The 24,363-nt window shown below is 56.2% G+C and carries 18 protein-coding genes and 1 pseudogene; 11 read left to right on the plus strand and 8 right to left on the minus strand.

Features of this window, described 5'->3' with window-relative positions; translation table 11 throughout:
* Window positions 1–21 precede the first annotated feature (21 nt).
* Both BPHYT_RS31690 and BPHYT_RS31695 read right to left on the minus strand, forming a co-directional pair.
* A complete protein-coding gene (locus BPHYT_RS31690) occupies window positions 22–1,230 on the minus strand; it encodes an alpha-hydroxy acid oxidase (RefSeq protein ID WP_012428224.1) in 1,209 nt (402 codons plus the stop codon).
* Between the two features lie 63 nt (window positions 1,231–1,293).
* Entirely contained in the window at window positions 1,294–3,081 is a 1,788-nt protein-coding gene (locus tag BPHYT_RS31695) for an IlvD/Edd family dehydratase (RefSeq protein ID WP_012428225.1), read from the minus strand.
* A 538-nt stretch (window positions 3,082–3,619) separates the two neighbouring features.
* Between BPHYT_RS31695 and BPHYT_RS31700 the strand changes: the two genes are divergently transcribed.
* Both BPHYT_RS31700 and BPHYT_RS31705 read left to right on the plus strand, forming a co-directional pair.
* Window positions 3,620–4,699, plus strand: coding sequence for a porin (locus tag BPHYT_RS31700; RefSeq protein WP_012428226.1), 1,080 nt, complete (start codon window positions 3,620–3,622; stop codon window positions 4,697–4,699).
* A gap of 49 nt (window positions 4,700–4,748) precedes the next feature.
* On the plus strand, window positions 4,749–6,050 hold the full coding sequence (locus BPHYT_RS31705; protein ID WP_049869497.1) for an MFS transporter: 1,302 nt from the start codon (window positions 4,749–4,751) through the stop codon (window positions 6,048–6,050).
* 123 nt (window positions 6,051–6,173) lie between these two features.
* Here BPHYT_RS31705 and BPHYT_RS31710 read toward each other — a convergent pair whose 3' ends face one another.
* The 3 genes from BPHYT_RS31710 to BPHYT_RS31720 all read right to left on the minus strand — a co-directional run bounded on the left by BPHYT_RS31710 (window position 6,174) and on the right by BPHYT_RS31720 (window position 9,878).
* Window positions 6,174–7,319 carry a porin gene (locus tag BPHYT_RS31710; RefSeq protein WP_012428228.1) on the minus strand — a complete coding sequence of 382 codons (1,146 nt, stop codon included), beginning with the start codon at window positions 7,317–7,319 and terminating at the stop codon, window positions 6,174–6,176.
* A 133-nt stretch (window positions 7,320–7,452) separates the two neighbouring features.
* The gene (locus tag BPHYT_RS31715) at window positions 7,453–8,595 is read right to left on the minus strand and encodes a branched-chain amino acid ABC transporter substrate-binding protein (RefSeq protein ID WP_012428229.1); all 1,143 of its coding nucleotides are present in this window, start codon (window positions 8,593–8,595) and stop codon (window positions 7,453–7,455) included.
* Between the two features lie 320 nt (window positions 8,596–8,915).
* A complete protein-coding gene (locus BPHYT_RS31720; protein WP_238535782.1) occupies window positions 8,916–9,878 on the minus strand; it encodes a LysR family transcriptional regulator in 963 nt (320 codons plus the stop codon).
* 99 nt (window positions 9,879–9,977) lie between these two features.
* Between BPHYT_RS31720 and BPHYT_RS38945 the strand changes: the two genes are divergently transcribed.
* The 7 genes from BPHYT_RS38945 (at window position 9,978) to BPHYT_RS31755 (ending at window position 16,384) form a co-directional block, all read left to right on the plus strand.
* Window positions 9,978–10,331 (plus strand): DUF1330 domain-containing protein, encoded by a 354-nt coding sequence (locus BPHYT_RS38945; protein ID WP_238535698.1) that lies wholly within the window; start codon window positions 9,978–9,980, stop codon window positions 10,329–10,331.
* A 70-nt stretch (window positions 10,332–10,401) separates the two neighbouring features.
* Window positions 10,402–11,736 (plus strand): aspartate aminotransferase family protein, encoded by a 1,335-nt coding sequence (locus tag BPHYT_RS31730; protein WP_012428232.1) that lies wholly within the window; start codon window positions 10,402–10,404, stop codon window positions 11,734–11,736.
* Between the two features lie 13 nt (window positions 11,737–11,749).
* On the plus strand, window positions 11,750–12,538 hold the full coding sequence (locus BPHYT_RS31735; RefSeq protein ID WP_012428233.1) for a hydroxypyruvate isomerase family protein: 789 nt from the start codon (window positions 11,750–11,752) through the stop codon (window positions 12,536–12,538).
* A 203-nt stretch (window positions 12,539–12,741) separates the two neighbouring features.
* Window positions 12,742–13,692, plus strand: coding sequence for a branched-chain amino acid ABC transporter permease (locus BPHYT_RS31740; protein WP_012428234.1), 951 nt, complete (start codon window positions 12,742–12,744; stop codon window positions 13,690–13,692).
* A gap of 14 nt (window positions 13,693–13,706) precedes the next feature.
* Window positions 13,707–14,876, plus strand: coding sequence for an ABC transporter permease subunit (locus tag BPHYT_RS31745; RefSeq protein ID WP_012428235.1), 1,170 nt, complete (start codon window positions 13,707–13,709; stop codon window positions 14,874–14,876).
* A gap of 18 nt (window positions 14,877–14,894) precedes the next feature.
* Window positions 14,895–15,671, plus strand: a complete 777-nt coding sequence (locus tag BPHYT_RS31750) for an ABC transporter ATP-binding protein (RefSeq protein WP_012428236.1) — start codon at window positions 14,895–14,897, stop codon at window positions 15,669–15,671.
* Window positions 15,671–16,384, plus strand: a complete 714-nt coding sequence (locus BPHYT_RS31755; RefSeq protein ID WP_012428237.1) for an ABC transporter ATP-binding protein — start codon at window positions 15,671–15,673, stop codon at window positions 16,382–16,384. The genes BPHYT_RS31750 and BPHYT_RS31755 overlap by 1 nt, the downstream gene beginning before the upstream one ends.
* 85 nt (window positions 16,385–16,469) lie before the next feature.
* Here BPHYT_RS31755 and BPHYT_RS31760 read toward each other — a convergent pair whose 3' ends face one another.
* Together BPHYT_RS31760 and BPHYT_RS31765 are read right to left on the minus strand one after the other, a co-directional pair.
* Window positions 16,470–17,519: a phosphotriesterase family protein gene (locus tag BPHYT_RS31760; RefSeq protein WP_012428238.1), complete on the minus strand. Its 1,050-nt coding sequence runs from the start codon at window positions 17,517–17,519 to the stop codon at window positions 16,470–16,472.
* 15 nt (window positions 17,520–17,534) lie between these two features.
* Window positions 17,535–18,866, minus strand: coding sequence for an aspartate aminotransferase family protein (locus tag BPHYT_RS31765; protein ID WP_012428239.1), 1,332 nt, complete (start codon window positions 18,864–18,866; stop codon window positions 17,535–17,537).
* 354 nt (window positions 18,867–19,220) lie between these two features.
* Here BPHYT_RS31765 and BPHYT_RS31770 point away from each other — a divergent pair, with 354 nt between their 5' ends.
* A complete protein-coding gene (locus BPHYT_RS31770) occupies window positions 19,221–20,000 on the plus strand; it encodes a TetR/AcrR family transcriptional regulator (RefSeq protein WP_012428240.1) in 780 nt (259 codons plus the stop codon).
* Window positions 20,001–20,450: 450 nt separating this feature from the next.
* On the opposite strand, the pseudogene BPHYT_RS31775 reads toward BPHYT_RS31770, so the two are convergent.
* A pseudogene (locus tag BPHYT_RS31775) lies at window positions 20,451–21,367 on the minus strand (3-keto-5-aminohexanoate cleavage protein).
* Between the two features lie 470 nt (window positions 21,368–21,837).
* Here BPHYT_RS31775 and BPHYT_RS31780 point away from each other — a divergent pair.
* Window positions 21,838–23,409 (plus strand): amidase family protein, encoded by a 1,572-nt coding sequence (locus BPHYT_RS31780; protein ID WP_083772112.1) that lies wholly within the window; start codon window positions 21,838–21,840, stop codon window positions 23,407–23,409.
* Window positions 23,410–24,363: the final 954 nt, after the last annotated feature.

The raw sequence follows: 24,363 nt of genomic DNA on the forward strand, positions 1-24,363 counted from the left end.
AACTTTCTCCTTACACGAAACCTACGATTCGAACGGATCGCCCGGTGTACTTGCTCGCGTCACGTTCGACAGCGAGTCCGATGTCAGGGCCGAAAGGCTTTGCACGCCGAGCTGCGCGAGTCCCACACGAATTTCTTCTTTAAGAATCTCCACCGCCGCTCGCACACCCCGTTCTCCGTACGCTGCGACGGGAAACGCGAAAGAGCGGCCAGAGAAACAAAGGCCTGCTCCAAGCGCGCATGCTTTCAAGATGTCTTCGCCGGTACGCACACCACCATCGAGAAAGACGGCAGTGTCGCGACCCACCGCGCGCCGGATTTCTGACAGCGCGTCGAGAGATGCAATGGCCCCTTCGAGTTGACGGCCTCCATGGTTTGATACCCAGATTCCGTCGGCGCCAAGCGCGACGCTCCGCGCCGCGTCATCGGGATGAAGGATTCCCTTGATGACAAGTTTGCCGGGCCACATGGCCCGCACTTTTTTCAGGTCGTCCCACTCGAGTCCCATTTTCATCACGGACGCAATGTGCCGGCTCGCTGCACCGACATCGGCCGTGCCGGCATGCGGTGCGTAGTTCTCGAGCTTCGGTGCGCCGTGACGCAGCATTCCGAGAGCCCATTGAGGACGGCGCATTACGTCAGCCAGAAGCGCAGACGTCCAACGTAGCGGTAGCGTGACACCATCGCGGATGGCACTGTTGCGCCGTCCCGCCACCGGAACGTCCACGGTTAGTACCAGAACGGCCACGCCACAGCCCGCGACGCGGCTGAGAAGTTCTGCGTTCAGCCTGTCATCGCTCAACAGGTAGAGCTGATACCAGCTCACGTCGGGTGCTACTTTCGTAATTCGCTCAATGGAAGTCGAGGCCGCGGTACTCAGAACGAAAGGGAAATTTCCTGCCTGCGCTGCTTGTGCGAGCAAAAGATCCGCCCCGGGATAGAAGAGATTCGCCAGTCCCATTGGAGCGACGCCGAACGGCGATGCATATGAATGCCCGAAGACGGTGGCGGTCTGATCGGTCGATGCGGGAGCAAATCGCCTGGATACGAAAAATCGGCGACCGAACGCAGCTTCGTTCTCGGCTACACCGGCATCATTACCCGCACCGCCTGCCAGTGTGTTGAATGCGAATGCAGGCAAGTGCTTCCTGGCTGGCTCCACGAAGTCTCTGATGGTGGCCTTCCCCGGAATAATCGCGTGGCCATATGTCGCTTCGCCGCTGGTTTTCATTTTTTATGATCCGGTGAATGGAGAATCTGGCCAAGGCGGCCGAGACGATCGAATCGGTCCGGGTCAGTGGTTATCTCTCGGAACTCCATGCACTTCTGCAACGCGCTGGTACTTCACCGAGAAATCCAGGCAGGCGCCGTCTTCGAGCTGCCCTACATAGCGGCGATGCAGTTCCTGCCACGGCGTTTGATTGACGAACTCATATGCTTTCCATTCCCGACGGCGCCGGTCTAGCTCGTCTTCCGGCACCAGCATGTCAGCACGCCGGCGTGTCAGATCGAAGCGAACGCGGTCGCCCGTCTGCAGGATGGCCAGGCCGCCGCCAATTGCCGACTCGGGAGACGCATTCAAAATGGACGGACTCGCGGAAGTGCCCGACTGCCTTCCGTCTCCCACACATGGGAGCAGCGTCACGCCTCGCTTGATAAGTTCAGAGGGGGGAATCATGTTCACCACTTCCGCCGCGCCTGGATAGCCGACTGGCCCCGTGCCACGAATAAAGAGGATGCAGTTTTCATCAATTTCCAGTGCGGGGTCGTCAATCCGGTCGTGGTAATCCTCCGGCCCTTCAAACACGATGGCTCTCCCCTCGAAGGCACCGGGGTCAGCGGGATTCTCGAGATATTTATGGCGGAAGTCGTCCGAAATGACCGACGTCTTCATTACCGCGGAATCGAAGAGGTTGCCGCCAAGCACAGCAAACCCAGCTTCGCTCTTCAATGGTGATGCATAGGGCCTGATAACGTCAGCGTCGGTCGCAGGACTGTCGCCATAGCACTGCGCAAGGGTCTTACCCGAGACAGTTTGAACGTCCCCATGAAGTTTTCCGGCTTTAAGCAACTCGTGTACTACCGCCGCCACGCCGCCTGCACGGTGGAATTCCTCGCCCAGGTATTTGCCTGCCGGCATGCAGTTGACCAGGAGCGGAATGTCATATCCGAGCCGGTCCCAATCGCGAATGTCGAGATCGACGCCGATGTGACGCGCAATGGCATTAATGTGCGGAGGGCAGTTGGTTGATGCACCAATCGCGCTCGCGACCACAATGGCGTTCTCGAATGCCTCCCGAGTGAGCAGCGACGAAGGCCGCACGTCATCATGGACCAGTTGGACAATCTGGCGCCCCGTCTGGTACGCCATCTGCCCACGTTCCCGATATGGTGCGGGAATGGTCCCGCAGCCGGGGAGAGACATGCCCAGTACTTCCGCGAGGCTATTCATCGAGAGCGCCGTCCCCATCGAATTGCAGTGCCCGATGGAAGGAGCCGAGTTCGCCACACAGGAGAGAAATTCGTCGTAATCCATGCGGCCTGCCGCAAGCTCGCTGCGGGCATGCCAGATAATCGTGCCGGAACCGGCTCGTTCGCCCTTGTACCAGGCGTTCAGCATCGGGCCGCCAGAGAGCACGATTGAGGGGATGTCTACCGTAGCGGCGCCCATGAGCATCGCCGGAGTCGTCTTGTCGCAACCGGTGGTTAGAACCACACCATCGAATGGATATCCGTACAAAGCCTCAACAAGTCCAAGGTACGCAAGGTTGCGGTCGAGGGATGCCGTCGGTCGTCTTACCGTCTCCTGAATAGGATGAACAGGGAACTCAATCGGAATGCCGCCTGCGTCGCGAATGCCGTCCTTAACGCGCTGGGCCAGTTCCACGTGATGGCGATTGCAAGGCGAGAGGTCGCTCCCTGTCTGGGCGATACCGATAACGGGACGCTCGCTTTTCAGCTCTTCCAGAGTCAGTCCGTAGTTCATGAAGCGCTCGAGATACAACGCAGTCATAGCCGGGTTGTCGCTGTTGTTAAACCAGGCTCGCGAACGAAGGGACTTCCTGTCTCGATTCTTGCTCATTGAAGGTCAGACCGTTTTGGTGATGTGGGTTCCACTGCTGTGAACTTCGCTACCGCAAATCCGCAGACAACCAGACGCTACAAAATTTTCACCCCACCCGAAATAATTGCTCACTGCTCTATAAATAAGCAAATGTAACCTGTACATCTGGTCCATCGGGATGGGTGCCCAAAAAAACTATCCTCAGACCGAAAATTCTGGGCTTCGCTGGGACAGAATAAGGACTTCGGCATGCGATATCGAATTACTTTTTCCGCGCAAAACATAACCCCGTCCTCATGTTTGCCCACATCCTCTGACGTTTTTCCTTTGTGACATGCCATTGGCGCCTCCTTGAGCCAGTGGCACAAGTCCACGCCGCTCACACTCTACGCCTAGTCTACAAATTCGCTCAATGCCTGTCCGTATTTGTTCCGGGTTGCGTTGCTAAATTTGTCACCGTATAACCATTCATTGTACGGTGATCAATACTTAGACGATCGCCGAACAACATTTATAACCATCGGCATCGTTTGCCCGAACACCTACGGAGAGGTTCATGCGATTGAAGTTGAGCGGTGCGGGATTGATCTTGGCTTATGCGGGCGTCGCACACGCCCAATCCAATGTGACGTTATATGGCGTTATCGACGACGGTCTGACGTATGTGTCCAACCAGAGTGGTCACTCGGCCTGGCGGATGGACGACAGCATCAGCCAGGGAGACCGCTTCGGCTTTAAGGGAACAGAAGACCTTGGGGGTGGGCTTTCGGCACAGTTCAACCTTGAAAGCGGCTTCAATCCGAACACGGGTGCGTCTCGTCAAGGTGGTTTACTGTTCGGGCGCCAGGCGTGGGTCGGTCTGTCCGATTCTCGTTTCGGCACGCTGAAGTTCGGTCGGACGTACGACCAGATGACGCTCACTTTGATTCAGTATCACGTTGGCTACTACGTCGGCATCTACGCGTTCGACCAAGGCGACGCCGACCGCATCTCAGGGGAATGGCTCAACAACCTCGTGACCTACGCCAGTCCGGTCATCGGCGGCTTCAAGTTCAGCGCTCAATACAGCTTCAGTTCGCCGGGGGTGCCCTCGACTTCGTTGGGACCGGCCTACAGCCTTGGCGCGTCTTACGATCATGGCCCCTTCTCCATTGGTGCAGCCATGACCAGCATTCACGGATACTCCATCAACCCTGGCGGGATGGGTATGCCTGTTTTTCTTAACACCAACACGGGATTTGCTTCGACAAGTGTGGTGGTAGACCGCTATCGCACAGCCGGAATTGGCAGCTCCTACACCTTCGGCAACCTCGGGATCGCAGCTGTGTACGCGAACACCCGCTTCCAGACGCTCGGACACGCCAACACGCTCCAAAGCATCAACGCGAATATTCACTACTTCATCCTGCCGGCGGTGCAGGTGACCGGCGGGTACGGATATTCGCGCTTCACGACTTACAACTGGAACGAATTCAATCTGGCGCTCGATTACCTATTGTCCAAGCGGACCGACATTATCACGAGCGCGGACTACCAGAAGGCAAATGGTGGCGCCCGTGCCGATCTCGTCACCCTGCCAGTTTCCGGAGACAACAAGCAGCTCGTTCTTCGCATCGCGATGCGCCATAAATTCTAGATTGTCTGTTCAGGTCTGCGCAAAAGTGAGCTTAAAAATGGAAAGGAAAATGAATTCAAACACCTACCCCGATGGCATATCCGCCCCCTCAGTGCCAGGCACGGCAAAAGCCGAGCAACGACGTGCCGCGGCTGCCGGCATGGTCGGCTACATCCTGGAGTGGTTTGATTTTGGAATCTACGGTTTTCTTGCCCCCATCATCGCGCAGAATTTTTTCCCTGCGCACGATAGCGTCACGTCGCTGCTGGTGGCCTTTGCGGTCTTCGGCGTGGGTTGTGTTGCCCGGCCGATCGGTAGTGTCGTGCTGGGACGAATTGCAGACGTGAAAGGGCGACACGGTGCACTTGCTACCACCATGATTCTTATGGCCGCGAGCACTGTTATGATGGGATTGCTTCCAACCTATTCACAAATTGGAATCGCCGCGCCGATCCTGCTGGTCGCCGCCCGGTTGCTGCAAGGCTTTGCCGCTGGAGGCGAATGGGGTACAGCCGCAGCTTTTCTCGTTGAGTGGGGTGGCTCAAATCGTCGCGGCTTTCTTGGCGCATTCCAGCAGTCCAGCATTGCCGCGGGACTGATGCTGGCATCGTTCGTGGCAGCCGTCCTCAGCACATTTATTGGCCACGATGGTCTAGCCGCCTGGGGATGGAGAATTCCATTCATTCTTGGAATTGTTCTCGGACCGATTGGCTTTTACGTTCGTCGTAATGTCAAAGAGTCGCCAATGTTCATCAAAGCGGCTCAAAGCACAGAGAAGATTTCCAACGTTCTCTTCTGGAAATCTGTGCTGCACGGCTTCTGCTTCCTTGTACTCTGGTTTGTCAGCTCGTATATGGTGTGTGTTTATATGCCGTCGTTTGCGGCACGTTATGCACACATCAGTGAAACCGCGTCGCTCTGGGCCGGTTCACTCTCTCTTGCAGCAGTAGCAGTATTGACCCCACTCGCCGGTCTCCTGTCAGACAGGATTGGACGCAAGCCACTTTTGCTGGGAAGTTGCCTGTTCTTCGTGATCTTCTCTTACCCGGCATACAGGCTCATTGTTGCGGGTATTGGCGTGGGTAACTACATGCTGGTACAGATGCTTCTCACGCTGGCTTTCATTCTTTTCTCCGGATGCGGTCCGGCGGCTCTCGCAGAGATGTTTCCGACAAAAGTTCGCTCGCTGGGTGTGTCGATTGGCGGGGGCGTTGCCTCTATACTCGGCGGGTTCACGCCATTCCTAACTACCTGGACAATTTCCCTCACGGGTTCCAGCGCCAGTGCTGGCTGGCTGCTCGCAGGTAGCGCGGCGCTGACATTGCCGGTGGTTATCGTGATGCACGACCGCTCAAAACAAGTGGAAATTTGAAACGGGACAAGTGGTGGTAAACCAACCTGCCTGTATTCAAGCACACTTCACAACGGGAAATTTCGGCAGGCAAAGGTATTTATATTCGGGGCAGCCGGCAAACCGGCTGCCGATTGCTTAGTGTTAGAACTTGTGCCGCAGTGCGACGCGTACGACCACCTGATTGCCGCCACTCGACACACCATCGGCGCCCGGAATATAGGCAACGTCTAATACCGTGCCGGTGCGATCACCACCAACATGCTGATAGACGCCCTGAACGTAAACGTCCGTGCGCTTGGACAGAAGATAATCTCCCATCAAACCGACGCTTTGATAGATCGGGTTCAACTGCCCACCGCTTGAATTGAAGTCGGTACGTGTATACACGTACATCGCACCAACGTAGAAAGCAGGCGTGAACTGGTACTTTCCGTTCACCTCGAAATTCTGGAATCTCAGGCTGGAGAGCGTACCCGAGGCCGGCGTAATAGCACCAACGTATCCGGAACTCACAGGGCGTCGTACGTAGCTGTTAGTGTAGGCGAAGCCGACGTTTGCAAGGCCGAAGGTGTAGCTTGCACCTGCACCAAACACACGTAGCGCGTTGGCGACAAAATTTTCATCGCCACCATTATTTATCGCGCCGCCAGCGGTAGCTGACGGGCTGTTCGCCTGCAAGTAGGCCGCCGCGAGAACGAGGCCGCCAACCGTATAGGTTCCGCCGGCACTGTATTGCCGATTATTCGCGAAGCCGGAGTCGTTACTGAAGCTATACGTACCACCGAACTGCAGGCCACCGAAGAGCGGGCTGGTGTATTTGACAGTGTTGTTAACGCGAAATGTATTGTCAGTGTTGTCGCTATCGTACGGATGGGAGAATAAATAACCGGCCCAGTTACCGTTCGCCGTTACCGGACCAAGATAGTCGACCACCGAATCATACTGGCGACCGAGCGTAACCGTGCCAAAGCTGTCGGAGGTAAGACCAACGTACGCCTGGCGGCCGAACATCAGTCCGCCCTGCCCGAGGCGACCGTTGTTGAGGTTGAAACCGTTCTCGAGTTGAAAGACGGCTCTCAGGCCGCCACCCAAATCTTCTGTTCCCTTAAGACCCCAGCGGCTCCCCTGCGCGAAGCCGCTCTGCAGCTCGTACACTTTACTGCCGGAAACATTGTTGGTGTAGTCGAAACCCTCGTCGATAACGCCGTAAAGCGTCACCGAACTCTGTGCCATTGCCGAGGTTGCGAGTGCGGATGCCATCAAGGCGGGAATGATTCGCTTGTTCATATTTTTCTCCAAACCTGCTTTTTTAGTTTGTGAGTCTCTGCCGGACAGCGGACGTGACTGGGCCTCACAGTGAAGTGATAAGTCGGGCCTCGGCGAGACCCGAATTTTCAATCAAGGGAAGAGGCCGCTATTTTCAGGGCGTCATGGTGGTCAGCAACGTCTTTTTGCCATCTTTATAGCCGTACAACGTCAGACGGGGGCTCCTGACGTCACCTTTGTCGTCAAATTGAATTTGACCGGTGAGACCTTGATAATCAGTCGCGCTCGCAGCAGCGAGAATTTTTGCGTGGTCTGTGCTACCACTCTTTTTCATCGCGTCGACGATAACCATCACTGCATCGTATGCATACGGCGCGTAGATCTGGACCGGCATGCCAAAACGTTGCTGATATTCCTTCTCAAAGGCCGGACCGGCCTTCATCCGCGAAAGCGGCAGACCCGCAATACTGCAGACGAGACGGTCGACCGCGGGACCCGCAAGTGCGATGACTTCATCGGAACATGTGCCATCTCCGCCGAGCACCTTGGCATTCAGGCCGAGTTGCGCAACCTGTTTGATGAATGGACCCGCTGTCGCATCCATGCCGCCGTAAAAGATGACATCAGGCGATTGGCCTTTGATTTTCGTTATAACGCCTTTGAAGTCGATGGTTTTATCGTTTGTCGCCTCGCGTGCTACGACCGTTGCACCACCCGATTTCACAGCGCTGGAAAACTGGTCCGCGAGACCCTGGCCGTATGCCGTGCTGTCGTCGACGATAGCCACCTTCTTTGCCTTCAGCGTTTCCAGCGCATAGTGCGCGAGAACAGGACTTTGCTGCGCGTCCGTTGCAACCAGACGGTAGGTCGTGTTGAAACCCTGCTGCGTGAACTTTGGATTAGTGGAATCGGGCGAGATCTGCAAAATCTGTGCGTCGTGGTAGATACGCGATGCAGCAATCGATACGCCGGAATTCAAATGGCCTACCACCGCTACGACACCATCGTCGACAAGGCGCTGTGCGACCTGTGTACCTTGACGCGGATCTGCCTGGTCATCAACGGCATCGAGTTCAAGTTTGATCTTCTTTCCATTGATGACCAGGCCGCGGCGATTCACATCCTCCACCGCCAGGCGGGCACCGTTCTCGTTTTCCTTGCCGAGATTCGCAATCGCGCCGGTGGTCGGCGCCGCACTGCCAATTTTGATGACGGTGATATCGTCCGCGGCAAACGCAGCATTGCATGCAGCAGACAACGCCGCAACTGCGAAACCATGTTTCATATAACTATTCATAATCCCCTCTTCTCCCAATATCCCTGAAGCCATTAAAGCGTCGCTAGACATGGGCCAAAACCCACCGTTTAACGACAGACAAGGTTGCCCCGGCCGCTAGCTGTGCCTGATTGACTGGTCTCCTCACGAGTGCATGCTGCAAGGCACACACCTCAATCAGGTCTGACGAGAATCGCAGCGGCAACGGTTAGAGCGCCGGTCGAACAAAGTCGACCGACGGGACAAAGGCTATGGGTGCAATAAAGGGATGACAATTCACTCTTTCCGCCGCTGGCATTACACGCGGGTAATACAAGCCCGGAAGCGCCACTCGAGAGCTTCTAGCCGGTCAGGTCAGACGATATCCCGGGTAAGTTCGATACCGCCTCTTCCCGGATGCATTCTCCGAGAAGCAACGGTGCCGGAGAATCGAGATCCGCTCGGCGATAAAGCACCACCTCGCCAAGCTGGGTAAGCGATGGTGTGTTCATCAAAGATAGCCGTCCACGCGCCGCATACTCGGTTGCGTGCGACAGCGGAAGGATGGAAACGAACGGACCTCGCGCCATGAGTTCTACGTTCAACGCAATACAACTCGATTCGACACACGAATCGTCGATGTTCAATCCCTCAAGTTCCATCAAGTGTGCGAGCGCGATGTAGGATGGGCTGCCTTGTTGAGGCACGAGCCACATGAATTCCTTCAAGTCCTTCACCGTGACGGATCTGCCGTTCGCGAGTGCATGAGAAGGGCCGGAGACGAACACGAATGGCTCGCTATACAACGTTTCCGTCACGAGCGTCGGGTCGTCTTTTCCCCGCGCACGAGCGAGTACCAGATCGATTTTCCCGATTCGCAGCATCTCCAGCAGTTCATCCAGTGGCGCCTCTACGAACTCGACCGAGGCCGCGGGGGCTCTGGTCAAAAAGCTCATTATCGACTGTGAGATGAATGAAGGCGGCACAGCCGTGACCGAGCCCAACGTCACACGTCCGGCCGTACCGGTGACAAGTGAGGCGACATCTTTTTGCGCCAGCCCGACCTGGCGGAGAATTTCTCGACCGCGGCGTGCAAGGACGGCTCCGACATCGGTTAAAAAAACCGCCTTTCCGACACGCTCTGTCACTGCGGCGCCCAATGCCTGCTCTATTTCACCAATCTGCTTCGAGACGGCTGGTTGCGTGACATTGAAAGCCGCTGCGACCTTCGTGACCTGTTTCAGGTCGGCGAGCGCAACGAGCAGACGCAGATGCGAAAGCCTCAGCCCGCTGGAAAAGAATCGTTCTATCGGAGTAAACATCATGAATTCCAAGGTTCATTACCTGTGGGTAATGAGACGACCATAAAAGTGATTTGTCAATTCCGATTTCGATCCTCTACTCTCCCGGTTCTGGAGTTGGCCGTGCAGGTGCTTCCAAACGGCCGTCGAACCACCTTTGTACGGAGCGAGAGGGGACAAAAATTGCCTAGGGGTTATGTAATCGCAACAATTCAAATTACGGATGCAAGCCGTTACGACAAATACCGGGCTCTCGCAAGTGAAGCGATCGCGGCTCATCGTGGACGAGTACTTGTACGTGGCGGCCATAACGAAGTCATGGAAGGCTCGGCTCCCGGCCGAACGGTTGTTATCGAATTCGATAGCCTGGAACAGGCTCGACGATTCTATTCATCGCTTGAATATACAAAGGCTCGCGCCGCTCGTGAAGGCGCGGCCGACCTGAACTGGTTCGTGGTGCAAGGCATCGACGATTGATCGCCTTCGAAGCACGCTCATCGGCAAGATATACGCGTTTGCAAAACACGTCGAAATTAATGGATTGGAAATGAACTTCAGTACTGTCGAAATCAGCAAGGACGATTCGGCTCGACTCTTCGAGCGTGCGCGGGCGGTCATGCCCTCCGGCTACACCAGAAACATGCTGGTCGCCAAACCTCATCCGTTCTATGCCGTAAGCGCCGATGGATCGCGTCTCACCGACGCAGATGGTTGCACAAGAATAGATTGGGTCAATAACTTTGCGTCTCTCATTCACGGCCATAACAAGCGGGAAGTCGTGGATATCATCTCGCAACAGGCAGCGCGCCTGCTATCGGCGACCATGCCCGCAGAGTGGGAAGTGAAGCTTGCCGAACTGCTCGTCGATCGAATCCCCTCTGTCGAGCAGGTGAGATTCATGAACTCCGGCACGGAGGCAAATCTCATTGCCATCAAAGCCGCACGGGCGTTCACGGGAAAATCAAAGGTAGCAAAGCTGGAGGGTGGCTACCACGGTCAGTACGATCTTCTGGAAGCGAGCTACGTGCCGCCTTCGGAAAAATGGGGCGAGCGCAATTATCCGGCGGTTGTCGCACACAACGCGGGCACGCCACAGTCGTTGCTCGATGAACTGGTCCTTTTCCCCTTGAATGACATCGAGACCATGCGTGAGATCCTCACGCGTCATGCATCCGAGGTGGGTACGGTAATCATCGATCCCAGCGGTCTATCCTTGGGCACTGGCATCTATGCAAGCCACGACTTCCTGGTTGCTTTGCGCGAAACGACAGAAAAACTCGGCATGGTCCTGATTTTCGATGAAGTCTGGTCTCTGCGTTCAGGCTACCGGGGCACCCAGGGATTAATGAATGTCACTCCGGACCTCACCACCATGGGCAAGATGATCGGCGGCGGTCTGCCAATCGGCGCTCTTGGAGGCCAGCGCGACGTGATGTCAGTGTTCTCGATTGACGACGGCGAACCCAAGGTCAAGCATTCCGGCACATTCACGGGGAATCCGATGTCCATGGCTGCCGGCTTTACGGCCATGTCCCTGATGACACCGGCCCTGTTCGACGAGCTCGCGAAGCAAGGTGAGCACCTGGCGGAGGGGTTGCAGCGCGCTTTGGTGGACACGGATACCCAAGGCCACGTCGTGAATCGCGGTTCGATGACTAACCTACTCTTCACGGAGCGCCTTCCTGTCGACTACCGTGACCTTTATGCCCAACAAACGCCGGCCGTCGCGTCGCTCTCGGCACGCATGCCGAAGCTGATGGCAACAGAAGGCCTGCATGTGTTACGCAACATGTTTGTGGGTTCGACAGCCATCTCCAACGACGACATAGACGAAACTATCGTCGCCGTGACGCGCTCGCTGCTGAAGGCAGCAGAAGCCTGACGGCGAAGTCCCAATGAGACGATATGCCGCCAACCTTGGAATGTTGTGGTCCAGCCTCCCACTTCTCGAACGTATCGAAGCCGCGGCTCGTGCGGGCTTCCGTGCGGTCGAGATGCACTTTCCATACGATGTGGTACCGGGAAAGCTTCGTGACTCCATTGAGCAGCATGAACTAACGCTACTTGGAATCAACTCGCCGCCCGGCAATCTCGCCGCAGGCGAGCTGGGTCTTGCAGCCGTTCCTGGTCGCGAAGCAGATTTTATTGAGAGCATGCGGGTCGCTTTCAACTATTGTCGGGAGTCGGGTGCGCAGGCGCTTCATATCATGGGAGGGAACACTTCCGGCTTTCCGCGCAAGGCATGCCTTGAAACTTTTCGGTCAAATATTCTGCGTGCGGCAGATCTCGCTGAGTCGCGCGATATCCAGCTACTTCTCGAACCGCTTAACGAGGCGCGTCATCCGTACTACTTCTATCATCATGTCGATGAGCTTGCAGAAATTCTGCACTGGATACGGCATCCACGCCTGGAAATCCAGTTCGACACCTACCACGTTGGAATGGAAGCCAACGCCGTATCTGAGGTTTTGCGGAGAAACTGGTCGATGATCGGGCACATTCAGATCGCCGCGGTTCCCGATCGAAGCGAACCGGACTCAGGCGACGTAGACATCGGGAAAGTGCTTCGTGAAGCAGAGTCACTCGGTTACGCTGGCTGGATTGGGTGTGAATACCAGCCTGGCGGGTCTGTCGAGGAGGGCCTTAGCTGGAGGCAGGACGCCAGATTTGCAGAAACCGTCTAATCGCGCCCGGCGATACGGCAATCCGGTGAAGTACATGCCGTATGTCCGATAGTCGAAGTGGCTGCTCAAAAGAATCTTCTTCACGCCGCACCAGCACCCGCTCTTTCAATACACGATGACCCCCGTCCGTTCTTCAGTGATAACGGGCTGCGTGAGTCATCGATGCCGCCGACTCAGGTGGAATCTCAACGAGGTTTTCAAAGATGGATATTTTCATCCAGCAAATTATCAATGGGCTGGTACTAGGTAGTGTCTACGCCATTATCGCGTTGGGCTACACAATGGTGTATGGAATTCTGGGCATCATCAACTTCGCCCACGGTGACGTATTGATGGTTGGCGCGATGGTTGCACTTTCAGCCATCACCGTTCTGCAAGATCATTTCCCCGAGCTCGGACACGTTCCGACGCTGCTCATCGCGCTCATTCTGGCGGCGGCAGTTTGCGCCATGGTTGGGTACACCATCGAAAAAGTTGCTTACCGGCCGTTACGCCGCGCACCGCGCCTGGCCCCGCTCATTACCGCAATTGGCGTGTCCATCCTTTTGCAGACCGCCGCAATGATAATCTGGGGGCGCAATCCGCTCGCGTTCCCGCAACTGCTTCCCACTGCCCCGCTGAACCTCATCCAGGCGTCAGAAAATCATCCGGGCGCAGTCATTTCGCTCACTGAAATAGCCATCGTCGTGGTCGCCTTTTTCGTAATGGCAGGCCTTCTGCTTCTGGTCCATCGAACAAAGCTTGGTCGCGCCATGCGCGCCATCGCCGAGAATCCGAACGTGGCGAGTCTCATGGGCGTGAATCCTGGTTTCGTTATTTCGGCAACCTTCATGATTGGCTCGGCGCTCGCAGCGCTCGCTGGCGTAATGATTGCCTCGGAATACGGCAATGCGCACTTCTATATGGGTTTTATTCCCGGCTTGAAAGCGTTCACAGCCGCTGTGCTGGGCGGTATCGGCAACCTTGGAGGCGCCATGGTGGGCGGGGTAATACTTGGACTCGTCGAGCAACTCGGGGCAGGCTACATCGGAACGCTAACGGGCGGAGTGTTCGGCTCGAACTATCAGGACGTGTTTGCCTTTGTGGTGCTGATTGCGGTGCTGGTCTTCCGTCCATCGGGATTGCTCGGTGAACGTGTCGCGGACCGGGCATAGCAACAGGAGAAAGCATGAATACATCCCCACCAATTGGACATTCGTCGCCTCTTTGCCCGGAACGTTCGGTGAAAAAATACCTGACAATCAGTGCGCTAACGGCTATCGGCGTAACCGCGTTGCCCCTTCTCATCGGTGCTGCTGCAGGCAACTATGGGGTGCGCGTGCTGGATTTCGCGATGCTCTATGTGATGCTCGCGCTTGGTCTGAACATCGTCGTTGGCTTTGCGGGCCTTCTCGATCTGGGCTATATCGCTTTCTATGCAGTGGGCGCCTACACTGCCGCGCTTCTGACTTCGCCGCACCTCGCCGCCCATTTCGAGTGGATTGGGCACATGTGGCCCAGTGGCTTCCACGCACCCTACTGGTTCGTTATGCCAGTGGCAATGGTACTTGCCGCGATTGCCGGCATCTGTCTTGGCGCGCCAACGCTTAGATTACGTGGAGACTATCTGGCAATCGTGACCTTGGGATTCGGTGAGATCGTTCGTATCTTCATGAACAACCTCGACCGCCCAGTGAACATCACCAACGGGCCTCAAGGCATTACCGGGGTTGCGCCAGTGACAGTGGCGGGTTTCAATCTTTCAGAAACCCATGCGTTCCTCGGCTTCCAGTTCACAACCGTCTACATGTACTACTACGTGTTCGTGCTTTGTTCGCTGTTGGTTGTGTGGGTGTGTACCCGGCTGCAGCACTCCCGTATTGGTCGTGCATGGGCTGCAATCCGGGAGGACGAGATTGCCGCAAAAGCGATGGGAATCAATACCCGTAACGTAAAACTACTCGCATTCGCAATGGGTGCCTCATTCGGCGGGCTATCCGGTGCAATGTTCGCCGGCTTTCAGGGATTCGTCTCACCTGAGTCATTCACATTGTGGGAGTCCGTCACTGTGCTTGCGTGCGTGGTGCTCGGAGGAATGGGGCATATCCCGGGTGTGATTTTTGGCGCCGTTCTTCTAGCCATTCTGCCCGAGATACTCCGCTCAACCATGACGCCGCTACAGAATGCCATCTTCGGCCATGTCATCGTCGACACGGAGGTCATCCGTCAGCTCCTTTACGGCCTTGCAATGGTCATTATCATGCTGCGTCGTCCGGAAGGCTTGTGGCCTGCTCCGAAGCACGAAGACAGGATTGCGCGCGTCGCGAAAAAGAACCATCGCAGGCCAGTGCGTGCTTGAGTGTGAATTGAGAAAGATATGAAGAAAAATTCCATTCGCCTTTCAGTCAAAGGCGTGAGCAAGCGATTTGGTGGCCTGCAAGCACTCTCGGATGTCGGGCTGCAGATTGACGAAGGCAGCATCTATGGCCTCATCGGCCCAAACGGTGCGGGCAAGACCACCTTCTTCAATGTCATAACGGGGCTCTACTCGCCAGACTCCGGCGAGTTCGAGCTCGACAACAAGCCGTATACGCCCACTGCGGTACATAAAGTAGCGAAAACAGGCATCGCACGGACATTTCAGAACATTCGTCTTTTCGGCGGGATGACCGCGCTTGAGAACGTGATGGTTGGGCAGCACGTCCGCACAAAGCAAGGTCTCATTGGCGCTGTGCTCCAGACTTTGTCCGAGCGGCGTGAAGAGCGAGCGATTCGGGAACGGGCAATCGAACTGCTCGACTACGTGGGAATCGCACAGTACGCGGACTATACAGCGCGCAACCTGTCGTATGGCCATCAGCGCCGGCTGGAAATTGCACGAGCCCTCGCGACCGACCCGAAGCTGCTCGCGCTCGATGAACCCGCCGCTGGCATGAATGCAACCGAGAAGCTCGAACTTACCGGGCTTCTAAAGCAGATTCGCGCAGATGGCCGCACGATTTTGCTTATCGAACACGACGTGAAGCTGATGATGGGCGTATGCAACGGGATGACCGTGCTCGACTACGGGAAGGTGATTGCCGAAGGGCTACCTCGCGACGTGCAGAGAGACCCAAAAGTGATTGAAGCGTATCTGGGTACGGGGGTGCAGTGATGGCGACCATTCTGAAAATCAAGGGCCTGCAGGTCAACTATGGCGGCATTCAGGCCGTCAAGAATGTCGACATGGAAGTGAAGACCGGTGACCTGGTCACGCTTATTGGCGCGAACGGAGCGGGAAAGACCACCACCATGAAAGCCATCGCCGGTCTGAAACCGTACTCGGTTGGCGATATCGAGTACATGGGTGCATCTATCAAGGGGATTCCAACTCATGAGCTTTTAAAGCGCGGTCTGGCGATGGTGCCGGAGGGCCGTGGCATATTTGCGCGCATGTCCATCATCGAGAACATGCAGATGGGTGCCTATCTGCGCGATGACCTGCACGGCGTAAAGAGGGACATCGAGCGAATGTTCGGATTTTTTCCGCGCCTCGAAGAACGTAAGCTGCAGTTCGCGGGGACATTGTCGGGCGGAGAGCAGCAAATGCTGGCAATGGCGCGTGCCATTATCAGCAAGCCCAAGCTGCTTCTTCTCGACGAACCTTCGATGGGACTCTCCCCGATTATGGTCGAAAAGATTTTCGAAGTCGTGCGTGAAGTGTCGCGCGAAGGCATCACGGTTCTGCTTGTGGAACAAAATGCGCGCCTCGCCTTACAGGCAGCGTCTCGCGGTTACGTTATGGAGTCCGGCACGGTAACGATGTCGGGCGACGCCAGCAAGATGCTCGACGACCCGAAGGTACGCGCGGCCTACCTCGGAGAGTAAGCTGCCATCTCGAAAGCAGGAGGACGCCGCAGCGTCCTCCTGCTTTTCCTCTTTCTCTGAAAATTCGGCAGTTGGAATGGCATGGTCAGCAGAGCGTGAGTAAGCGGCGTGGATTACGCACCAGGATTGCGTCGACTTCGTCCTGCGTAAAGCCTCGACGCAGCATGCGCGGAACGACATTGGCAAAAATGTGCTGATATCCATGCCCGCCAAACCGGCGCAAACGGGTCTGCACGCAGATGTCGTGGCTAATCACGATGCGGTCGATGTGCCCGTGGTCGGCCAGCGTGCGCAGCATGCCGACGCGCGCGCCGTCGTTTGGAATGTCGATATCTTGCACTGGGTACGCAGTATGCTCCCACCCAAACATGTCGAATTCGAGCGTGACACCTGTATCCGCCAGGTCCAATAGCGTTGCGTCATCGAAAATCGTGCGGTCGATGTGTCCGATAATCAGGCGGCTCACGTCGCCGCCTTCTGCCTTGATGAAGTCGACAACTTCACGCGGCTGGGCCGGGTTGCGGCCTGGATGGACACTGATTGATGCGCCGGTGTCCTTTTGTGCGATCAGCGCTCCGCGCATGACCTTCTTTTCGAGGTCTGTCCAAGGGTTTTGGCATCCAATTTCGCCAATGATGCCCGCTTTGACCGAGGTGCCCCAGGCCCCCTCGGTCAGTTGCTGAATCATCTCACGGGCAAAGTCTTCTACTGCGCGCTCATGGTTGCGCTTTGCCTGATACTGTTCGACGTAATACCCACACCCCATCACGATTGGCACGCCCGTTGAGCGGGCAATCTCGACGAGACCCGACGGGTTGGGCTTGAGCCCCCCCACCGTAAGCTCAACGATGGCACCACCGCCCGCCTCGCGCATCTCGTTGACTTCTTCGGCCACTACTTCGATGTTATCCAGGCGGTAGTTTCGAGTCGACCGCTGTTGCCCGAAGTTGATTTGCCAACAGTTGCAGAGCGTGATTTCTGACTCTGATTCCTGCGTCACCTCCGCTTCAGGCGGATTCAGGTCGATGAGCAGATGTTCATGCATCAGCGTGGCGCCCAGCGTAGCCGGATCCACGAGGCCGAGTACTGTCTGGACTTTGCCGCTGCGTTGTTCTTTGGGAATGGGAGCCGTCATCGTTTTTCCTTGTGGTCAGCGGCTAGTGGGAAGAAGTGCGCGGTAGCGCTCAACAAAGCTGCGAGTCGCCCGAACGAAGTGCGAGATATCCTCTTCGCTCAAAGGCAGGCTAAGCGTCAAATATCCCCGTCGTGCCAGATAAACGCCGGCTTCCACAAGGTGGAAGAAGTAGAGATCTTTCAAACGGTGTTCCAGACCAGCGAGGTCATCGACTGACCGGATATTCTGATCAGTGGACTGAAGATTCATCAATGAACCAAGGCCTATGAAGCGCATTGCAACACCGGCTGCGGCGAACACTTCGTTCAAGGTATCGCGCAACTGGTCGCCTCGTGCATTGAGGCGTATAGCTGCCTGGGGGGTGTAGAGCTCGCGCAGGCCCGTCACGCCGGCCGCCATCGTCATCACATTGTTGTTGAAAGTTCCTGCGTGCGCCAGCGCACCTTCGGCACGCGGGTCGAATTGCGCCATGATTTCCTGGCGTCCACCGAATGCGCCGAATGACATACCGCCGCCGATGTATTTGCCGAGCGAGGTCAGGTCAGCGTGGATACCCAGCTTCTCCTGCATCCCACCCGGTGCGAGGCGGGACGTCATCACTTCGTCGAAAGCCAGCAGCGCGCCAAAGCGAGTACACAACTCGCGCACGCCGCGCAGGAAATCCGGCTGCCCGACGATGCAGCCCGACGCCCCCTGCATCGGCTCGACCAGCACCGCGGCAATGTCACGGCCATGCTGCTCGAAAAGTCTCTCGACACTCGAAAGATCGTTGTAGTTCGCGAACAGGAAATCGTGCGGGACATTGACGGGATTGGGACCCGAGCCGAAAGACAGGACGCCGCCGTGATAGCCGCCCTTGAAGACCACGATCTTCTGCCGCTTTGTGAATACTTTTGCAACAGCTAGTACCAGAAGGTTTGCCTCTGTTCCCGAATTGGTGAAGCGCACCCGCTCCACCGTCGGGAAGCGCTCACAGACGGCGGCGGCGAGTTCCGCCTCGATGAGGTTATGCCCGCTCAGGTTGATGCCGCCGTCCAGCGCAGCATCGATTGCGCTGCGGATAACGGGGTTGGAGTGCCCGTATATGCCTGCGCTGAATTCAGCGATGAAATCGCGGTACTCATGCCCATCCGCATCCCACAGTCGTGCCTCTTTCCCCTTGACAATGGTGAGCGGAAACGGGGCGTAGTAGAGAACAGAGCGCGTGTTGCCGCCGGGCATTGCCTCTGTGGCCTTGATGAACTGGGCTGCGCTCGCCGGATTTGCGCGAACGTAACCTTGCGTCGAATGCATCAAGGCGTCGGTAAGGGCTGTGGCTGAAAGGGATTGTGTGCTGGAATTCAACATGTCGACTCGTCTGGCAAAAGAGAGGGGGAACCTGTACAGCTCTTCCTTGGATCTTATATTGATTATCAGGTTAATAAAAATTAGACACAAGACAATTTATTACGGGTTCGGGTTCTCCCTAGAATCGTGTGGTCGACTGTATGTGGGGTCGATGCATGCTGTATGCGTGAGCCGGGAGGCGCGCGGCGGAAGCATGGAGCCAATCTGCATGAGAGATGGCTTATGTGGCAGCTGAAAGAAAGCCAAAACTTGCCTCCGGCTGTTGAGCCGGAAGTTAGTGCTTGTCCGTTGCTCTATAATGTTACCAATCCAATCATTGGCGCATGTCACCATCGCGCCTAAAGACCGTAAGCTATGGCGCGCACCGCTACAACCGCTGCTGCTGCACCCGCTCGAAGAGCTGTCGGGCGCCCGTCGAAAGGTGCCATCAAGAAGGAAGCCATTGTTGCCGTCGCGCTTGAGCAAATCGACAAGGTTGGCGTCTATGCTTTCAGCCTGCGGGACGTCGCACGTTCGCTGGACGTTTATCCGGCCACCATCTACTGGCACGTGAACTCGAAAGACGCTTTGCTGGCCGATGTTGCAGGCGCGGTAATGCAGGAAGTCACGCCGCCGCGCGGCAAGTCGAGTTGGCAGGTGTGGATGCGCGACCTCTTCTTCCGCTATCGCGCGGCGGTCCAGAAGCATCCGAATGTCGCGCAACTGATCGGGGCGCAACTTGTATCGAACTCGAGTCTGCGCACGGACCTGATTGATGGTGTACTGATTGCGCTGCTGGAGGCGGGTGCCACAGAGGAAAATCTGCTCGAAGCGTATAACTGTGTGATTTCATCGCTTATCGGCTTCATGACCATGGAACTGGCTCCCATGCCATCGGAGGAGGTATCGCAATGGGCCGACGCGCTAAAAGAGCGGGTGCGCAGCATCAGTCCGCTCGATCATCCAACGCTCGCCAGATACCTGCCGAAGCTCGCGAACAAAGCTTTTATCGTCCGCTGGCAGAACGGTACGGAAGTGCCGCTCGACAGCAGCTTTTCTGCCAATGTCGAAATTTTTATTGCCGGCCTGGAGGGCTTCCTACAGAAAAAGACGCGGGCGGTTGCCGCGTCGGAGACACGCAAACCGCGCAGTTAAGCGCAGTCCGTCTACAGCCTGTTGATTTGCACTGAACAGCCAGGGGGCGCGGCTAATTCTGGAACTCGCTCCAAAGTGCAATCCAATTAGGTTACGCAACCGCTCTCTCAAACTAAGATCGAACCTGACAATATGCCGTCGCGGAATCGGAAAATACAGAAGCGATGAGCAATGCATCCGCGAACGGATAGTCGTCGTCAAAGCTGGCCATCTCTATGCTGCCGGAGCCGACCGCCCCCCTCGCAACCGCTTTTCCCTACCTATTACTCGACCGCTCGCCGCTCTCTTGGCCAGCCGCCGGCTCCGAACTACATCCCTCATCGCTGTCAGGCAAGGTCGACCATGTCGTTAGCCGAAAAGCGCTTTAAGTTCCATGTCCGATTGCCAAGCTGTACCTTGATATGGCAAATCGATGTTATCAGAGCGCGGGGGTTAGTCTGCTCCCAGTGACTATCGCGTAACCGCAAATTCCGGGCATACCTCGCCTCGTCGGGGCAACCCCATCATGCCCGTGCTTCGGAGGGCGTCGCGGGTTCGTACTCCATCTCCCGGACAAGCCGCACGATCCTTTGCGTCAACTGCACATTCGTCGCCAGTTCACCCGGGCGGCAGTAGAGATTGTCTTCGAGCCCCACCCGAACATGACCACCCAGCAGAAGCGAATTCATGGCCGCGGGTAATTGCGCGGCTCCAATACCACTGACACAGAACAGACTGCCTTTAGGTAGCAAGTCGACCATCGACTGCAAGACGCGGGGCATGCAGGGCATCGCGTTCTGGAAACTCCGGTGCACACCTAGCACGAGATTGATAAAAAAGGCTCTTCGTCGAAGCCCACTGCCGCCAGGGTTGCAACATCCTGAACGATATGCGTGGGACTGAAGACTTCCCACTCAGGTTTGATGCCACGCTTTTTCATCTCCTGCGCCAGATACTTTGCACGGTCCGGCGAGGTATGCATTAGCAATTCCTTTCCACCGAAAGTTGCGATCATCGTCGTCGCATCAAGCGTGCACATCTCCGCTCCGCAGTCCATACCTTTCAAGCGCTCCTCCCACAAAATCTCCCAGTAACCATTGGGCATCTCGCCAATCATGTCTCCGTGCACTCCGCCACCGGTCGAATTGTTGATAACGATGTCACATTTGTCGCGTATCCGACGATTGATGTCACGATAAATGGCAGCATCACAGGTGGCGCCATCGTCTTGGCGGCGTGCATGCATTGCCACCACAGTGACGCCGGCGTTATCGCAATCGTAAACTTCCTGCGCGATCTCACTAGGCTGGGTCGGTAAATGCGGATTTTGCGATTTGCGCGCCATACCACCGTGGGGCGATGGTAACGATTACTTTCGGCCTATTCATGTGTCTTGTGTCCTAGCGGACAGCATTGATTCGATACAATAATTAATTGTACGACAACGTTATATTAACCATTGTACAATGGATGTGCGCATTTCGGCGAACCCAAACAGGGTTTTCGGTTGAAGCGGATCGAGAACGCTAGTGTTCCGAAACGGCTGTTTGTTTTGCCGAAATGCCTGTTCGAGGGTCGGCCGAGATTCTGGACTTTTTCGCCCAGATAGCCGTACGCCACTGATTCAACAGAGAAATATATTCGTGGGGCATGGGACGCCGTGCGCCCCTGTAGGTCTAGCAAATAGGAGCCGAGCCGGTTGATGTGCTCGCGCGGGGGAGTTGGACCAGAGGGGGCTGCTTTAAAGCGTGACGCCCTTCCCCACATTCGCGACCGTCTCGCGGAAGACACCGGATGAGCCGACCTCAAAGCGAAAACCCGATCGCATTTGCCAGTGAACTTTCATAATCCGATAAACATGACCCAAACCAATTCGTCTTCCCTATCCGACCGGTCGAATCAGGCTCTAGAGATCGACTCACATGGTCGCCGTCGCTTCGTCCAGGATGTCGCTTCGGTAGTACTCGCTGGAGCAACGACTGTCCCTAACTTATCTTTTGCCTCAGGGTCTGATCCGCACGAGCTCAGTTTGCTGGAGGCAGCGCGTTCAATTCGCAGAGGTGAAATGACGTCAGAGCGATATACGCAGGTTCTACTCGAACGCACCCGCAGTCTGTCATCTTTGAACGCGTTCATTACCGTGGAGGACGCGACGGTCCTTGACGCGGCGCGCAATGCCGACAAAGCACGCCTTGCAGGTCGGGCAGTGGGATTACCTGGGCTGCCAATCGGCATTAAGGATAGCTACATGACCCGGGATCTTCCAACGAGTTTCGGAACCGCAGTCGCCGCCGACTTCAGACCCACAACCGACGCACGCGTCGTGAAAGCGATGAGGGAGGCCGGTTTGCTCGTATTTGGAAAGAACAATCTGGTCGAAATGTCATACGGCCTGACGGGTCTCAACGGACATTATGGACAGGCGAAGAATCCCTACAACCCGCTCCACATTACTGGTGGATCCTCCTGTGGTGGTGCGGCGAGCGTAGCTGCGCGTTTGGTGCCGGCAGCCCTCGGCGGTGATACCGTCGGTTCGATTAGGGTGCCTTCGTCGCTGTGCGGTGTCGTCGGATTCAAGCCGACGCCCGGGCGATGGTCCAGTAAAGGCGTCGCCCCCATCTCCGGAACTCTCGATACGACCGGCGCGATCGCACGTCGTGTCGCAGACTGCGAACTACTGGATTCAATCGCGACGGGCAGTCATTCAAGGATCAATCGCGCGATTCACGGTTTGAAAGGCATCAAACTCGCGATCGCGCCTCGGTACTACCTCGACGGTGCAGACCCAGAGATCGAAAAGCTCTTTAACGAAACAGTACGAAAACTGAAGGACGCAGGCGCGCACGTCGTTGAAGTAGATCTTGGAGCGGATTTCGGATCGCTCGTCGCACATGGCAACTGGTCGGTCTTCTTTCACGAAACGCAACCTGATGTCACGATTTTCTTGCGTGAGAACGGTGTACCGGTGACTGTCGAACAGATTTACGACGGCCTCGAACCTCATATCAAGGCCAGTTGGACACGCTCCGTGCTGCCGACTGGACCCAACTACACGACAGACGCCAGCTACAAAGACGCGCTGCTAAATAGCCGTCCGGAAGTTCAGCGTCGATACGGGAATTTGGCCTTTTCGAAAGCGGATGCGGTTATCTTCCCGACCACGCTTTGCCAGGCGCCGCTCATTACAGAGCAGTGGCAATATCCGGTAGCGGGAAAGGTAGTGAATGATACTTTCCTCTCACGAAACACCTATCCGGCAAGCTTCGCTGGTCTGCCCGGAATCTCACTTCCTATGGGATTGCTCAACAGCGGCCTGCCAGTTGGGCTGGAAATAGACGCGGGCCATGGGAGCGATAAGGAACTGCTGCAACTCGCACGTCGTATCGAAGAAGTTATCGGTTTTATACCGGCCCCGTCGAACCTCGCATGACGGGTTGCATCCACGTCAAGTCGCAGCGGAAGATTCAGCAACGTAAGGACGATTGGTCTAACCGGACAATCGCTTTGTTATAGCCCTTACCCACAGAGCGGCTAGCCAAACCGCAGCTTTGTGGATGTTCGCCAAACCGAGCGAATTTCTCCGTTCCCGAAACCCATGCCGAGGATACCCGCGAACGGCCCTGAAAATTGGCCAATGCAGGGACGAAGCTCGCAAATCAACAATGCACCAGCGCGCTGCCATGGACATCAACGTTGCGCTTGCGTCTCGGAATGCGATCCAGGTCAGTGCCGGCTTAAAGGCTATGCACTAGGTGGAACGAGGGAGGAGAAAATGACCTCACGCCGTGTCATCGCTTCACTCGAGGTCTGCTCGACATTGAGTTAAAGAAAGGAAATCAAATGAATCGAGGACTGAAGGGAAACTAAACGAAGGAGTCTCGCGAGCATCTGGTGATGTCATTTGTGCGATTCACAGACATCATTTCATTGAAAGCCAGGCGCCACCTGGTCTCGACTGAAAGCCGCATGACACTCGGGGTTACTGTGACCACGTCTCGCATCGCGAGTTCGTAGACATCAAACGTACGCTCAGTTTCGGTTTGCAACGAGTGCGCGAGATTCGTCGCGGCGTCGCGAGCATGTGCCATTCGCATCCAGCCTCATCTCACAACGAGAATGCGGTGACACTGGTCGTCGCCATGGTAATAGCAATTCCAGCGATAGTTAATGAGGTCGGCCTTGCCAACAGGGAACGCGGGATCTGAATCACGGCTTCGAAGTTTGAGCCAGCAGTCGCCACTTGGCGATTGACCTAACCCACTATGAATCGTGACGGCTGTAAACGAGCGTCTGGTCAATATATCGCGATCTTGACCTCTGACCCGCACGCAAGCTTAGGCGACCCGCAGTTGCATGAAGTATCTCGATCCATCTCACCTGGATC

Source organism: Paraburkholderia phytofirmans PsJN (assembly GCF_000020125.1).
In the GTDB taxonomy this organism is placed as follows: domain Bacteria; phylum Pseudomonadota; class Gammaproteobacteria; order Burkholderiales; family Burkholderiaceae; genus Paraburkholderia; species Paraburkholderia phytofirmans.